The 13,799-nt window shown below is 74.3% G+C and carries 11 protein-coding genes and 1 pseudogene; 9 read left to right on the plus strand and 3 right to left on the minus strand.

The genetic code is table 11. From position 1 onward, the window contains the following. The 3 genes and pseudogenes from AB0E14_RS25075 to AB0E14_RS25085 all read left to right on the plus strand — a co-directional run. A pseudogene (locus tag AB0E14_RS25075) lies at positions 1-395 on the plus strand (hypothetical protein); the annotation flags it as partial. 62 nt (positions 396-457) lie between these two features. Then, positions 458-1,423, plus strand: coding sequence for a zinc-binding dehydrogenase (locus AB0E14_RS25080; RefSeq protein ID WP_362422212.1), 966 nt, complete (start codon positions 458-460; stop codon positions 1,421-1,423). 72 nt (positions 1,424-1,495) lie between these two features. Further along, the gene (locus AB0E14_RS25085) at positions 1,496-2,959 is read left to right on the plus strand and encodes a cellulase family glycosylhydrolase (RefSeq protein WP_362422215.1); all 1,464 of its coding nucleotides are present in this window, start codon (positions 1,496-1,498) and stop codon (positions 2,957-2,959) included. A gap of 8 nt (positions 2,960-2,967) precedes the next feature. On the opposite strand, the gene AB0E14_RS25090 is transcribed toward AB0E14_RS25085, so the two are convergent. Both AB0E14_RS25090 and AB0E14_RS25095 read right to left on the minus strand, forming a co-directional pair. After that, entirely contained in the window at positions 2,968-3,906 is a 939-nt protein-coding gene (locus tag AB0E14_RS25090) for a helix-turn-helix transcriptional regulator (protein WP_362422218.1), read from the minus strand. A gap of 1 nt (position 3,907) precedes the next feature. After that, positions 3,908-4,837 (minus strand): DUF4097 family beta strand repeat-containing protein, encoded by a 930-nt coding sequence (locus tag AB0E14_RS25095; protein ID WP_362422221.1) that lies wholly within the window; start codon positions 4,835-4,837, stop codon positions 3,908-3,910. A 149-nt stretch (positions 4,838-4,986) separates the two neighbouring features. Between AB0E14_RS25095 and AB0E14_RS25100 the strand changes: the two genes are divergently transcribed. Continuing rightward, complete coding sequence (locus tag AB0E14_RS25100; RefSeq protein ID WP_362422224.1) at positions 4,987-5,802, plus strand: hypothetical protein; 816 nt, start codon at positions 4,987-4,989, stop codon at positions 5,800-5,802. 30 nt (positions 5,803-5,832) lie between these two features. Here AB0E14_RS25100 and AB0E14_RS25105 read toward each other — a convergent pair whose 3' ends face one another. Continuing rightward, positions 5,833-6,018 (minus strand): DUF6104 family protein, encoded by a 186-nt coding sequence (locus AB0E14_RS25105; RefSeq protein WP_007266501.1) that lies wholly within the window; start codon positions 6,016-6,018, stop codon positions 5,833-5,835. A gap of 153 nt (positions 6,019-6,171) precedes the next feature. Between AB0E14_RS25105 and AB0E14_RS25110 the strand changes: the two genes are divergently transcribed. The 5 genes from AB0E14_RS25110 to AB0E14_RS25130 all read left to right on the plus strand — a co-directional run bounded on the left by AB0E14_RS25110 (position 6,172) and on the right by AB0E14_RS25130 (position 13,758). Further along, positions 6,172-6,633, plus strand: a complete 462-nt coding sequence (locus AB0E14_RS25110; RefSeq protein ID WP_362422229.1) for a CU044_2847 family protein — start codon at positions 6,172-6,174, stop codon at positions 6,631-6,633. After that, on the plus strand, positions 6,630-9,002 hold the full coding sequence (locus tag AB0E14_RS25115) for a trypsin-like peptidase domain-containing protein (RefSeq protein WP_362422232.1): 2,373 nt from the start codon (positions 6,630-6,632) through the stop codon (positions 9,000-9,002). Before AB0E14_RS25110 ends, AB0E14_RS25115 begins: the two co-directional genes overlap by 4 nt. A 127-nt stretch (positions 9,003-9,129) precedes the next feature. Further along, the gene (locus tag AB0E14_RS25120) at positions 9,130-10,137 is read left to right on the plus strand and encodes a MoxR family ATPase (protein ID WP_362422235.1); all 1,008 of its coding nucleotides are present in this window, start codon (positions 9,130-9,132) and stop codon (positions 10,135-10,137) included. Between the two features lie 7 nt (positions 10,138-10,144). Further along, positions 10,145-13,399: an SAV_2336 N-terminal domain-related protein gene (locus tag AB0E14_RS25125; RefSeq protein ID WP_362422238.1), complete on the plus strand. Its 3,255-nt coding sequence runs from the start codon at positions 10,145-10,147 to the stop codon at positions 13,397-13,399. Between the two features lie 155 nt (positions 13,400-13,554). After that, complete coding sequence (locus AB0E14_RS25130; RefSeq protein ID WP_362422241.1) at positions 13,555-13,758, plus strand: hypothetical protein; 204 nt, start codon at positions 13,555-13,557, stop codon at positions 13,756-13,758. The last annotated feature ends 41 nt before the right edge of the window (positions 13,759-13,799 follow it).

The raw sequence follows: 13,799 nt of genomic DNA on the forward strand, positions 1-13,799 counted from the left end.
GGGCCGGCTGGGCCGCGTGCACCCTCGCCCGGTGCGGGCCGCGCGCCCTCGGCAGGACGCTGCGCTACCTGAGCCGTACGGAGGCGACGGTGCCCGCAGGGGCCTGGACCCTGGAGTTCGTCGGGGTGGTGCCGCGGGCCGCCGGCCGCGGCATCGGGCGGCGGATCCTCGACCACGCGCTGGACGCGCTGGACGAAGGGGACGCCGTGGACGACGGGGGGTTCGCCGTGGGCGGCGGGGAGAGGGCGGCCGGGGCGGGCGGCGGCGTGTTCCTCACCACCGCCGATCCCGTCAACGTCGGGCTCTACCGCCACTTCGGTTTCACCGTCCTCGGTGATGTCCGGGTGGGCCCTGTGGTGACGACCGCGATGTGGCGCCCGGGCCGGGCGCCGTGAGGGACATGCGTCACACCGTGACGCGGTTCCCCGCTCTCCCCGTCGGCCCCTAGTCTCGGGCCATGTTCGCTGCCTACGCCGCCCGAATCGACCGCGACCAGCCGCTGAACGGCCTTGAGCTGGGCGAACGGCCCGAGCCCGAGGTGCGTCCCGGGTGGACCACCGTCACCGTCAAGGCCGCCTCGCTCAACCACCACGACCTCTGGTCGCTGCGCGGGGTCGGGCTGCCCGAGGAGCGGCTGCCGATGATCCTCGGCTGCGACGCCGCGGGCATCGACGAGAACGGGAACGAGGTCGTCCTCCACTCCGTCATCGGCCAGTCCGGCCACGGGGTCGGCCCCGACGAGCCCCGTTCGATCCTGACCGAGCGGTACCAGGGCACCTTCGCCGAGCGCGTGACCGTGCCCACCTGGAACGTGCTCCCCAAGCCCAAGGAGCTCTCCTTCGAGGAGGCCGCCTGCCTCCCGACCGCCTGGCTCACCGCCTACCGCATGCTCTTCACCAACGCGGGCGTGCGCCCCGGCGACTCCGTCCTGGTCCAGGGGGCCGGCGGCGGCGTCGCCACCGCCGCGATCGCCCTGGGCGCTGCGGCCGGTCTGCGGGTCTTCGCCACCAGCCGCGACGAGGCCAAGCGGAAGCGGGCCGTCGAACTCGGCGCGGTCGAGGCGTACGGGCCGGGCGCGCGGCTGCCGAAGCGGGTGGACGCCGTCATCGAGACCGTCGGCGCGGCCACCTGGTCGCACTCGGTCAAGTCGCTGCGCCCCGGCGGCACCCTGGTGATCTCCGGTGCCACGAGCGGCGACCGTCCCTCGCACGCCGAACTCACCCGGATCTTCTTCCTGGAGCTCAAGGTCGTCGGCTCGACGATGGGCACGAAGGACGAGCTGGAGGACCTCCTGTCGTTCTGCGCCACCACGGGCGTACGGCCGGTCATCGACGAGGTGCTGCCGCTGGACCGGGCGCGCGAGGGCTTCGCGAAGATGGCCTCGGGCGACCTCTTCGGAAAGATCGTCCTGACCAACTCTTGATGGATCGTCAGATCTGCTGATGGGATCTCCGGCACCGCGCTCACGCCGAGCGCCTCGTGCCGGAGGTTCCCCTTGTCACGAACGATCCTTGCCGCGGGCGCCGTTGTCGCCGCGCTCCTCGCCCCGACCGGAGCGGCGGCCGGAACACCGACCGAACCTGCCGGGACACCGACCGCAACGGTGACCGGAGCGGCGACCGGAGCGGCGACCGGACACGCGGCCGGAGCCCCGAGCCCCGGCGGCATCCCCGTCCTCACCGACGACCGCGGCCGCGCCCTCACCCTGCGCGGATGGAACGTCGAGGACAAGGCGAACCGTGGCGAGCAGGCCCTCACCGCCGTCACCGAGCGGCACTTCCGCGACATGCGCGCCCAGGGCTTCAACTTCGCCCGGCTGCTCGTCTTCTGGGACGACCTGGAGCCGCGGCCCGGCCAGTACAGCCAGGGCTATCTACGGAAGATCGAACGCATCCTCGACTGGGCGGAGAAGCACGACGTCCACGTCCTCATCGACGCCCACCAGGACGTCTTCGGGCCCGCTTTCGGCCACCGGGGCGTGCCCGCCTGGGCGACCAGGACCGACGGGCTGCCCTTCACTCCGCACCCGGACGACTGGTTCGCCGAGTACTTCGAGCCGGCCGTGCAGCGGGCCTTCACCCATCTCTACGAGGACGAGGACCTGCGGCGCGCCCAGGCCGCGATGTGGCGCGTGCTCGCCGACCGTTTTGAGGACCACCCGGCCGTCCTCGGCTACGACCTGATCAACGAGCCGATGGGTGAGCTGCGCGAGGGCGAGGACCTGCCGACCGCCGCCCGGCGGATCGAGCGCGAGCAGCTGACCCCGATGTACAACCGGCTCGCGGACGCGGTCCGTTCGGTGGACCGTGACACCTGGGTCTTCGTCGAGCCGACCCCGATCGTCGGCGAGGGCGTGCCCACGGGTCTCGGCCGGATCGACGATCCGAAGGTCGTCTACGCCCCGCACTTCTACAACACCGCCATGGAGGCGGGCGCCGACTACGACCCGGCGGCCGGCTGGATCGAGACGTACGAGCGGGCCGTGACGCAGTACCCCGCGGAGTACAAGGTCCCGGTGGTCGTGGGGGAGTGGGGGCCGCTCAACAACTCCCTGCCGAACATGAACCGCTTCTACCGGGAGGCGATGACCTCCCTCGGCCGGTACGGCAGCGGGTGGGCCGGCTATGTGTGGTGCTACGGCGGCGGGTACTGCGCGGTGGACGGCGCAGGCGCCTTCCGTACGAACAAGGAGCTGACCGCCGAGCCCTACGCGGAGGCCGTCGCGGGCACGGTCGCCTCCGCCGCGTACGACTCCGGGGCGGGGGTCTACCGGCTGGAGTACGTCGCGTCCCGCCGCGGCTCGCGGGTCACCGAACTCTCCCTTCCCCCGGGCGCCTGGCAGGTGACGGCCCGGGGGAAGGCGATCGTGCTCCGCGCGGGCGGGCCGGGCGGCTCCGCCCTGGTCCTCGCGGCCCCGGGCGCCCGGGTGACGGTGACCGCGACGCGCGCCGCCCGCTGAGACACTCCCTAGGCCTCCTCGCGGTCCGGGCTGAGGAGGGACGTGACGCGGTCCGCCGCCGTCGACAGGTGGCGACGGGCCTCGGCGAGCTGGGCCGCCGTCACCCCGTGGTCCCGCGCGGCATCACGGACGTCGTCGCGGAACCGGTCCAGGAGCCGGTCCAGGTCGCGGGCCGGGTCGCCGGTCGACTCGACCGTCCGGGCCCAGTCCGAGACGGCCTCCTCGGGGGCGGTGCTCTCCCCGGTGGCCCCGCCCTTCCGGGGTGCCGCCTTCTCCGGGGCGTCCGGGCGGCCCGAGGCCCTGGGGTGCGTCGTGCCGGTGACCAGGCCGCCGAGCTGCGCGGTGATGTCGGAGATGCCCTCCCAGACACCCTTCGGCCAGTCGCCGCGCGCGAAACGGTCCTGGACCTGGTCCTGGACCTGCTGGGCGATCCGCTGGAACTCCCTGGCCTGCCGGCGCGCCGACTGGGCCTCCTCGCGGGCCTGGCGGGTCTGCTCCCGCCATTCCTGCTTCGCGCGGCGCAGCTCCTCCTTGGCGTCGGAGAACGAGGAGCCCTTCTGCCGGGTCTCACCGGCCGCCGCACGCATCTCGCTGCGCAGCTTGCCCGCCGCCCCGCGCACGTCGTCACGGATCTCGGCGGCGAGCTCGGAGACCGAGTCGCGGATCTCCCGCTCCAGGTCGTCCAGTTCGCCGACGCGGCCGGCCAGCTCGGCACGGCCCGCGTCGGTGATCGAGTACACCTTGCGGCCGCCCTCGGTGGCGTGCGTGACCAGACCCTCGGCCTCCAGCTTGGCGAGCCGGGGGTAGACCGTGCCCGCCGAGGGTGCGTACAGGCCCTGGAACCGCTCCTCCAGGAGCCGGATCACCTCGTAGCCGTGGCGGGGGGCCTCGTCGAGGAGCTTGAGCAGGTAGAGACGCAGGCGGCCGTGGGCGAAGACGGGCGGCATGTCACAGCACCTTTCCGGAGGGCGAGGAGGAGGGCGTGGCGGCGGACGTGGTGGCGGGCGAGGGGGAGGCGTCGAGGTCGGAGGAGCCGTCGGGGCCGTCGGAGTCGGGGTTCGTCGCCTCCGGGCGACGGAGCAGTGCGATCGAGCCGGAGACCGTCGTGGCCTTGAGCTTGCCGCGGCCCTCGCCGAGGGTGCCGGTGATGCTCTTCGTGCCCCACTGTCCGCTCACCCGGAGGTCCTCGAAGGCGTTGGAGACGGAGCCGCTCGTGGTGCTGGCCTCGACCTCGGCGTCCGAGGGGTGCGGGATCCGCAGGGCGATCTCCCCGGAGACGCTGGTCAGGCGGATGTCGGCGGGCGGTCCCGCCGGCTCGCCCGCGTCCAGATCGATCACCATGTCCCCGCTGACCGTGTCGGCCTTCACGGAGGCGCCCGAGCCGTCGATGACGGTCAGATCGCCGGTCACGGTGTTGACCCGCAGCGCGCCGGTGACGGTGTGGGCCTCGAAGGAGCCGGAGACGCTCTCGGCGCGGACCGGTCCGGAGAGTCCGACGAGGGTGGTGTCGCCGTTGACGCCCTGGACGTCCGTACGCCCCTTGATGCCGGAGATCACCGCACCGGCCCCGACCACGCCCACCTCGACGTCCGTGCCGGCCGGGACCGCCACCGAGACCACGGCCCGGCGGCGGAGCCCCTTGGGGTCGAACCACTTGAGGAAGCCCTGCCAGTGCAGGTCGTCGTAGGTGACGGTCAGGGTCGAGCCCTCCTGCGTCACGACGAGCGGCGGGCCCTTGATCTCGGCGATCTCCAGGCGGGCGGTGCTCTCGTCGGTGCCCATCACGTTCACCGTGCCGTTGACGACACGGACCCGGAGGCAGGTGACGGGGTCGGTCAGCGTGAGTTTCGTCGGCTCGGACACGGACCACTCTGTCATCGTGCTGACCTCCCGTTCGGTGACGCAACATATCGCGTCTCTCGATAGACACGATATATCGCGGTACGGGGAAGTCAACCCCCGTTCGGTGGGGGCGCGAGTGGGCATTCATGCTCGTACCCGGACAAATTGGCCTAGCGTAAGGCCCCATGAACGCGACATCCGGATCGCGCCCCGCCGGGGCGCTGCTGCTCTGCCGTGCCGAGCCCGCGGCGGTCCGCCCACCGGCCCAGCTGCTGCGCGAACAACTGCTCCTCGCCCCGGCCGGCACCGAATGGAGCGTCGTCGTCCCGGAGGGGAAGCCCTGGCTCCACGGCGGCGAGCCCGTCGAGCGGGTCGTCACAGGCTGGGCCACCGCGCTGGCCGTCTCGGCCGCCACCTGGCCCGTGCTCGCGCTCTGGTGGGACGCGGACCGGGCCGGCTTCACCCTGGCCGCCGGGTTCCGCCGCACGGTCGGCTACACCTGGCTCGCGGACGGCACTCCGGTCGGCGAGGACGAGGCCATGCGCACCTTCGCGGCCCGGCTCGCGCTCGACCCCGTCCTCGACGTCCAGGCCCTCGAACCGCTCACCCGGCCCGACCCCGACGCCGACGCGGACGCCCGGCTCGTCGGCCTGACCGCCGTCCTCGCGCGCGTGGGCCTCGTCCTGCCCACAGGTCTCACCCCCGGCGAGAGCGCCGACCGGCTCCGCTCGGTCGCCCTGGCGCAGGGGGCGGAACAGCTCGAATGGTCCGGCTGGCGCGACGCCGTGCGGGCCGAACTCGACGCGGTGGAGGGCGGCCCCTTCGGCCCGTATCTGCGCGGCCCGCGCGCCCGGCTGCTCGGCGCGGTCCAACTGGGGGCGGGACTGCCGCTGCTCGCCTGGGGCATCGGCCGCCGCAGCGGGGGCTGGACGGCGGCCGGGGCGCTGCTCGTCGCGCACGGCGCTCTGGGTCTCGTGTACGACCGGCTGCGCGGTCAGTGACCCCCGGAGGGGGAGGGAGGACCGGCCGTCCTACTCGTCGTCCTCGTCCTCGTCGTCGAGGCGGGCCAGCCAGGTCGCGAGGCGCTCGACGGGCACCTCGAAGTCGGGGTTGAGATCGACGAACGTACGCAGCTGCTCGGCGAGCCACTCGAAGGTGACCTCCTCCTCGCCGCGCCGCTTCTCCAGTTCCTCGATGCCACGGTCGGTGAAGTACATGCGATCAGGATAGGCCGTGCTCCGCGCGGCCTATCGCGCTTGTCAGCGGCAGGGTCTAGCCTTCTTCATCATCGTTTCGGGGAGCGGGGGGCCGCTGTGACGCACGGGATCGCTCGGATTCGACTGGACGACGGCACGCCCGTCTGGGCCCGCGTGAGCGAGCCCGAGGAACTGCGCCGGGGCGGAGGCTTCACGGACACCGGCATCGGCGACCGGGTCCTCTCCATGACGGAGGGGCTCACGGACGTGGTGCGCGGGGTGGTCGGCTCGCTGCGCGGCGGGCTCGACCCGCAGGCGCCGGTCGAGGTCTCCGTCAGCTTCGGCATCGAACTCACCGCGCAGGCGGGGAAGGTGATCAGCGTCCTCGCGGAGGGCGGCGGCACGGCCTCGATCGCGGTCTCCCTCACCTGGACCGAACCGGGCCCGGCGCCCGCCGCCGATCCGGCCGCCGCCGACCCGGGCTCCACCGACGCGGTCTCCACCGACCCGGTCTCCACCGACCCGGTCTCCGTCCCCGTGCAGGGTTCCGCCCCCGCGCAGGGCTCCGTGCCCGGTCCCGCGCCGGCGCCCGATGCGGGGGCGTCGCACCGGTCGGCGGCCGACGGCGCCGTATGAGCGCCTTCGAAGCCCTCGTGCGCCCCGCGCTGGTACGCATCGCGGCTCCCGGTGACGGGTATGACCCGCACGGCGACCGGTACTGGGGCACCGGCTTCTTCATCGCTCCCGGCTGGGTGCTGACCTGCGCCCACGTGGTGGCCAAAGGGGGGAGCGCGGTGTGGAAAGGCGAGCGGGCCGTCGGCATCGTATGGGACGGCGGGGTGACGACCGGCGAAGTCGTCCTCGCCAGCCCGCGCCCCGCCGAGCCCGAACAGGGCCTGGACCGCTGGGACTTCCCGGACCTCGCGCTCGTCCGCGTCCCCGACGTCCAGGGCGCGAGCTGCGTGCGGCTCAGTGAGCGCAGGCCCGTCATCGCCGATCCCCTCCCGGTCGCGCTGTACGGCTGGTCCCGGGTGACCGGCCGGCTCGCGATCCGCGACGCCGTCGGCCAGGTCCACGGCGTCGACGGGGAAGCCCTCCTGCTGAGCGGCACCCAGCCCGTGGAGGGGCTCTCCGGCGGACCGGTCGTCGACCTGAACCGCGCGGTCGTCATCGGCCTCAACAAGGGCCGCGGCGCGGACGAGGGCGCCGCCGTCCCCATCACCTCGCTGCGCAGGCTCCACCGCGAGCGCGGCGGCGAGGTGCTCTCCGAGGTCATGCGGGCGCACGACCGGTACCACCTCGCCCGCTTCCACTCGCTCGACGACGAGGAAGGCGACTGGACCAGGGCCCAGCTCCGGCACCGGCCGGCCACCGCCCAGGGCCTCGACCCCGGACGCCGCATCCATCTGTACGGGCGCCTCGCCGAACTGCAGCCGCCCACCGGCCCGGGGGACGTGCTCCACCTCGTCGACGAGGCCCGGCGGCTGACCGTGGGCCACGACATGCGCCCCGTACTCGAAATCGCCCCGCGGACCTGGCGCGAGGGCGTCGGCCTCCTCCACGAACTCCACGAACCGGACCAGGAATCCGCCTCCGACCTCGGCCCGAACGCGGTGTTCGTGTACGCGGCGATGGTCGCCCGGCACGTCAGGGAGCGGCACGGGGAGGACGCCGCCGTCGCGGGCCTGGCCGCCTGGGTCACCGCCACCGCGGTGGAGACCCCGCTCCGCACCCGCAAGGCGATCGCCGCCGTCCTCGCGAACGGCCGCCGCACGGGCGGCCCCTCCCTGAGTCACCGGACGGGGGGCACCCCCCTCGCGCCGCGCCCGGCGCGCGAGCCCGGGGCGCGCGCCGACGTCCTGGTCGAGATCGACCCACCGCCCTACGGCCGGAAGTTCCCCTGGCGGGTGAAGCTCCTCTTCGACGGCCACACCGTCACCCCGCTGTACGGGGACGACGAGGGCGTCGAGCGGGAACGGCTCCGGGAGACCCTGCGGGAGCCGCTCGCCGAGGCGTTGGCCCGGGGCGACCGGGGCGAGCATCTGGCCGCCGTCGAGGCGCAGTTGCCGCGTGAGCTCTTCGACGAGCCCCTGGACACCTGGCGCCTCTCGCCCGAGGACGAACTCTTCGACGAACGCTCGCTGCCTCTCGGCCACCGCCGGATCGTCGTCATCCGGGACCGCAGCCGCGCCGGGCGCGCGCCCGCGCCCGAGTGGCGCAGACGGTGGCGCACGGCCGGTCTCGGCCCGCTCCGGGCGGTACCGCTGCGCGCCGACGCGCTCGGGGCGGCGCGGGATGTCCAGGCGGCGTACCGGATCCGCCGGGAGTCGCCCCGAGGGGCCTGGGTACGGCTCTCGGAGGCGGCGGACGGCTCCGTTCCGGTGTACTGCGGCCCGGTGGGCAGCGGTGACGGACTCAAGGCCATGGCCGCCGCGCTCGCCGCCGGCCACCCCATCGCCCTGTGGCGCCACGGGGCCCATGAACACGACCGCGCGTCCTGTGCCGAGTTCCACGAGCAGGCCGGCCGGCTGCTCGCCGAGGCGGGCCGGGCGGAGGGACTCCACGGACCGGTCGTCTCCCTCCGCAGACGCGTCTCCGCGGACGAGGACCTGTATCTGGACGTGGACGTGGACGTGGACACGGACGTGGGGGCGGACGTGGGCGCGGACCTGGACATGGCTATGGATATGGGCATGGGCATGGATGTGGGCCTGGGGGCGGATCCGGGCCGGGGTGGCCCGGCCCTCGCCACGGATCCCCTCACCGGCGCCGATCCGGACGCGTCCCTGGACGCCGATCCCGCCCTGGCCCCGGATCCCGGTCGGGACGGTTGGTCCGGCTCATCCGGCTCGTCCGGCGCGCCCGAGGACGGTGGCGGTGGTCCGCCCGTCCGCTCCGAGCACGCCTGGGCGGAGAACCTCGCCGTCCTCTTCGACCCCCCGGACCGTCCGCCGCACGAAGATCCGCTCCAGGGACCGCCGTTGCTCGGTGAGGAGGACTGGTGACGGCGGCCGCGAGGACCCGGCGGCCACCCGGACAAAAGGTCCGGTTCGTGCGTCGCAGAGGAGCGGGGTCGGGCGGTACGTTCGAAGGGCCGGGCCACGACACCGCAGCAGCCAGGAGGAGTTCATCGTGAACGATTGGCGGATCTACCGTGGTGCCGGCCACCCGCACGACGAGATAAGGCGGTTGCCCGCCCCTCCGCCGTGGCGGGACTTCTCGTCGGGCGGAGCGGACGACACCCTGGCCGGCTCCGACCGGCGCCTCGGGGTGCGCCGCCGCCTGGTCCAGAACCACCACCCCCGGCCCGCCGAGACCGACGCCGTCAACGCGGCGCTCTACCTGCGCCGGCCGCTCCTGGTCACCGGCAACCCCGGCACGGGCAAGTCCACGCTCGCCCACGCCGTCGCCCACGAACTGGGCCTGGGCCGGGTCCTGCGCTGGCCGATCGTCTCCAGGTCGACCCTCCAGGACGGGCTCTACCGCTACGACGCCATCGGCCGTCTGCAGGACGTGCAGCTGGAGCGGGCCCAGGCCGGGTCGACGGTGGCCGCGGCGACGCCGGCGGGCATCGGCTCGTACATCCGGCTCGGGCCGCTCGGCACCGCCCTGCTCCCCTCCGAGCAGCCCCGTGTCCTGCTCATCGACGAACTCGACAAGAGCGACCTGGATCTGCCGAACGACCTGCTGAACGCCTTGGAGGAGGGCGAGTTCGCCATTCCTGAGCTGGAGCGCCTCGCCGACCGGGAGCCGGTGGTCCAGGTCCTCACGGACGACGGTCGGAAGGTCCCCGTCCAGGGCGGGCGGATCCGCTGCTCGACGTTCCCCTTCATCGTGCTCACCTCCAACGGTGAACGGGACTTCCCCGCCGCCCTGTTGCGCCGCTGCATCCGCCTGGAACTGGAGCCGCCGGGCGAGGAGCAGATCGGCGCCATGATCGAGGCGCACCTCGGGCCCGACGCGGCGGCCGGCGAAGAGGGCCTGGTCAGCCGGTTCCTGAACCGTGAACCCGGTGAGGTCATCGCCACCGACCAGCTCCTGAACGCGATCTATCTGACCCAGCACGCCCCGCGCACCGAGCGGGTGACCCGGGAACGCATCGCGGACATGCTCATGCAGCCGCTCGATCAGCCGAGGTGATGGCCGGATGCACCGGATGCATCTGGAAGAGCTCACCCGCAGACTGCGGGCCGGTGGCCAGGACCCCACCGCCGAGGAGGTCGCGGACGCCGTCTGGCTCGCCCAGTGGCTCCCGACGTCCGCCCCCGACCCGGAGGGCGGCCCCGGCGACGACCCGGGTGCGGAGCACCACGAGGACGCCGACGGCGCAGGGCTCGCGACGCGGGGACGAGATTCGGCCAACGGAGACGACGGAGACGTCCCTTCCGGTACGCGTACGGGCGCGGGCTCGGACACCGGAGCCGGCGTCGGGACCGGTACCGGAAGCGACGCCGACCGTCCCTCCGGAGACGGCACCGCCCCCGGACGCGGCAGCGGCACCGGCTCGGACGGCGCCACCGGTCACCGACCGGCCCGCGCCACCGACACCGTCGACATCCGGCCGTTCATCGGCCGGACGGCCGGCACCGCCCGGACGGCGGGCGGCGGAAGGGCCCTGCCCGTCCGCGCGCCCGGGGCCAACGCGCTGCCGGGCCTGCTCGGTCTGCAAAAGGCGCTGCGCCCACTGCGTCACTACGCCCACTTCCCGCTCAGGCCGGGCGAAGGCCTCCTGGACGAGGAGGCGACGGCCGAACGCAGCGCGGCGGCGGGCATGCTCATGCCCGTCATGCGCCCGGCGGCGGGCCGCCGCCCCGACATCCAGCTGCTCATGGACACCGGCCCCGCCATGGTCGTCTGGACCCGCATGGTCGAGGAACTCCGGCAGGCCTGCCAGCAGTCCGGCGCCTTCCGCGACGTCCAGGTGCACCGGCTGTACGACACCGGCGAGGGCGCCCCGCTGGTCACCACCACCTCCGGAGCCGACGGCCGGCCCCGGCTGCGCCCCGGCGACCAGCTCCACGACCCCACCGGACGCCGCCTCACCCTGATCGTCAGCGACTGCGTCGGCCCGCTCTGGCAGCGCGGCGCGGCCCAGCGGCTGATCCACCAGTGGCCCCGGCAGTCCCCGCTCGCCCTCGTCCAGCCGCTGCCGCCACGGCTCTGGCCCCGCACCGCGCTGTCCGCCGAGCCGGGGCTGCTGCTGCGCCCCGCGTCCCCCGGCGGACACACCGGTTTCCAGCCCGACGAGGAGCCCTGGGAGCCTGCCGCCCCCGACACGCGCGCGGTGCCCGTGCTCACGCCCACGCCCGAGGCGTTCGCCTCCTGGGCGCGGTTGCACGCGGGCCACGGCGCGGGCGGGGTGCGCGGCTGGGCGGCCCTCATCGCCCCCGAGCCGCCCCGCACCTCCGTGGCGGCCGTGCCGCTCGCCGCCCCCGCGGCTCCCCCCGCCCCGGCCGCCTCCACCGGGCGGGCCCGGTCCCCGCGCAGCGACGAGGAGTTGTTGCGGGCGTTCACCGCGGGCGCCTCGCCCGGCGCGCTGCGCCTCGCCGTCCACCTCGCTGCCGCGCCGCTGGCCCTTCCCGTGATGCAGCTCGTCCAGCGGGCGATGCTGCCCGACACCGGCCCCATGGAGCTGGCCGAGGTCCTGCTCAGCGGGCTCCTGCGGCAACTGCCCGGCCCTTCTCCGTACCCCTGCTTCAGCTACCCGCCGCGCGTCCAGCACCACCTCCTCGGCTCCCTGGACCGGGGCGCCGCCGCGCTCGTGCTCAAGCACTGCTCCGAGTACGTGGAGCGCAATTTCGGCCAGGGCATGCGCAACTTCCCCGCCCTCGCCGCCGCCCGGCTCGCGGGCCACGACACGGCCGAGGACGCGGCGGCGGCGACCGGCACGGTCGAGGGGACCGACGAGCCCACGGGCCCGGTCGGCACCGAACCGGAGCTGTTCGCCCGTATCCCCGCGCGCGTGCTCCGCTTCTACCACCCCGACCTGATCACCCCCGACCCGCTGGACGCCGCCCGGCGCCTCTTCGACCAGTGGCTCGGCCAGTCCGACTCCTCGCTGCTCGTCCGGGCCCGGCGGCAGGCCGAGGCCGCGCTGCCGGACCACCCCGTCGAGGCCGGGATCCTGCTCGGGCGCGTGCTGTACGCGGAGTCCGGCACCGCCGCCGTCCAGGGCACCGAACGCCGCCGGGAGCTGCTCACCCGCGCCCTGACCGAGCTGGAGCGGGCCGGCGGCCTGGCCGAGCCGGGCGGCGCGGAGTGGGCCGAGGCGCGGCTCGAACAGGCCGTCGCGCACCACGGGTTGTGGCGGCACAGCGCCGACCCGAGGCACCTCGACGACGCCCTGGACGCGCTCTTCGGCGACGTGCCCGACTGGCCCGACGTCCACCACCACACGCTGCACCTGCGCCGGGGACGGCTGCTCCTCGCGCGCGGGGACGGCGCGGCGGCGGCGACCGAGCTCACCACGGCGCTCTCCCTCCGGGAGAGCGTGGCGGCGCTCCTCGACCTCGCCGACGCCCTGCACCTGTCCGGCGCCGCCCCGGCCGAGGTCCTGCCCGTCCTGGACCGGGCCGGGGAGCTGCTCGACGACCGCGTCGCCCTGCGGCTGCGGTGGACGACGGCACGCGCCCGGCTGCACGACACGGCGGGCGACGGGCCTGCCGCCGACACCGCGTACGAGGAGGCCAGCCTGCTCGCCCCCGCCGACAGCGGCCAACGTGGCCGGATCCTGATGACCTGGGGCGAGTCCCTGATGCGCCGCGCCGCGACCACCCCGGGCCAGGCCGCCGTGGACCGTGCCGAAGGCGTCCTGCGCGAGGCCCTGACCAGCCTCCCGGCCGACGCCCCCGAGCGCTCCCGGGCCGGCATCCTCATCGGCAGCGTGCTCGCCCTGCGCTTCCACCGCGCCGGCTTCCTCCCCGACCTCTTCGAGAGCCGGCACCTCCTGGAACAGGCCGCCCGTACGACGCGGGACATCGGCCTGCGCGCGGAGGTGTGGCTGCAACTGGGACGGGTGAGACTGGAGTTGAGCGAAACGGCACGGGACGGTGTGCTGAGCGACGCGCTCACGGCGTACGAACGGGCCGGTGAGGACGCGCGCTCGGCCCACGGCGACACCCCGGGCACGGTCACCGGCGCCCGTGCCCTGCACGGCAAGGGAGCCGTGCTGTACCTGATGGGCAGGAACGGCCGCGCCCGCGCGGCCCTGAACGCGGCGGCCGAGCAGTGGCGCCGACTGGTGTCCGCGCTGGTGGAGGTGGACTGGAACGACGTCGAACGGACCAGGTCGCTGCTGGCCGAGGTGAGCGTGGAACAGAACCCGTACCGGCCCGCGCTCTCCACGGCGGACCGCCGCCGGATCGCACCTCCGTGGTGGGAGTGGAACGAGACGGCCGGGTAAGGCGAGGGCCTGAGGGCCGATACGGAGAACGGCTGAATAACGGGGGCGCACATGGGCGCAGTTGAGTCGAACGGGTTTCCGTCTTCCTGGCGTCGGGAAGAACCGCTCCGCCGCTACGACCGTGGGGGACAGGCGTCGGTGGGGAGGAGCCGAGGGTGTCGGAGCACAAGGAGTGGGCGACCGGTGTCGAGCGCGACAACGGCCGGTCCGCGCACCTGCCCGATCTCGCCGCTGTGGACCTGCAGACCCTGCGTGGCATGGACGATCCCGAACTCGCCGCCGCCGTCGAGCGGGTGCTGCTGCGCACTCCGGAACTCGCCGACGCGTGGTGCGAGGGCGCGGGAGACAAAGCCGCCTGAGCCGCACCACGACGACCGTCTGTTTCCGGCCGGATCCCCGC

It is taken from the genome of Streptomyces sp. NPDC047981, from assembly GCF_040653315.1.
Lineage (GTDB): Bacteria > Actinomycetota > Actinomycetes > Streptomycetales > Streptomycetaceae > Streptomyces.

What these genes read in the sequence shown, in the direction of transcription:
- AB0E14_RS25105 (WP_007266501.1), bottom strand. Translation starts at nt 6,018, where the DNA reads ATGTACTTCACCGACCGTGGCATCGAGGAACTGGAGAAGCGGCGCGGC.
- AB0E14_RS25090 (WP_362422218.1), bottom strand. Translation starts at nt 3,906, where the DNA reads ATGCCGCCCGTCTTCGCCCACGGCCGCCTGCGTCTCTACCTGCTCAAG.
- AB0E14_RS25095 (WP_362422221.1), bottom strand. Translation starts at nt 4,837, where the DNA reads ATGACAGAGTGGTCCGTGTCCGAGCCGACGAAACTCACGCTGACCGAC.
- AB0E14_RS25115 (WP_362422232.1), top strand. Translation starts at nt 6,630, where the DNA reads ATGAGCGCCTTCGAAGCCCTCGTGCGCCCCGCGCTGGTACGCATCGCG.
- AB0E14_RS25100 (WP_362422224.1), top strand. Translation starts at nt 4,987, where the DNA reads ATGAACGCGACATCCGGATCGCGCCCCGCCGGGGCGCTGCTGCTCTGC.
- AB0E14_RS25080 (WP_362422212.1), top strand. Translation starts at nt 458, where the DNA reads ATGTTCGCTGCCTACGCCGCCCGAATCGACCGCGACCAGCCGCTGAAC.
- AB0E14_RS25125 (WP_362422238.1), top strand. Translation starts at nt 10,145, where the DNA reads ATGCACCGGATGCATCTGGAAGAGCTCACCCGCAGACTGCGGGCCGGT.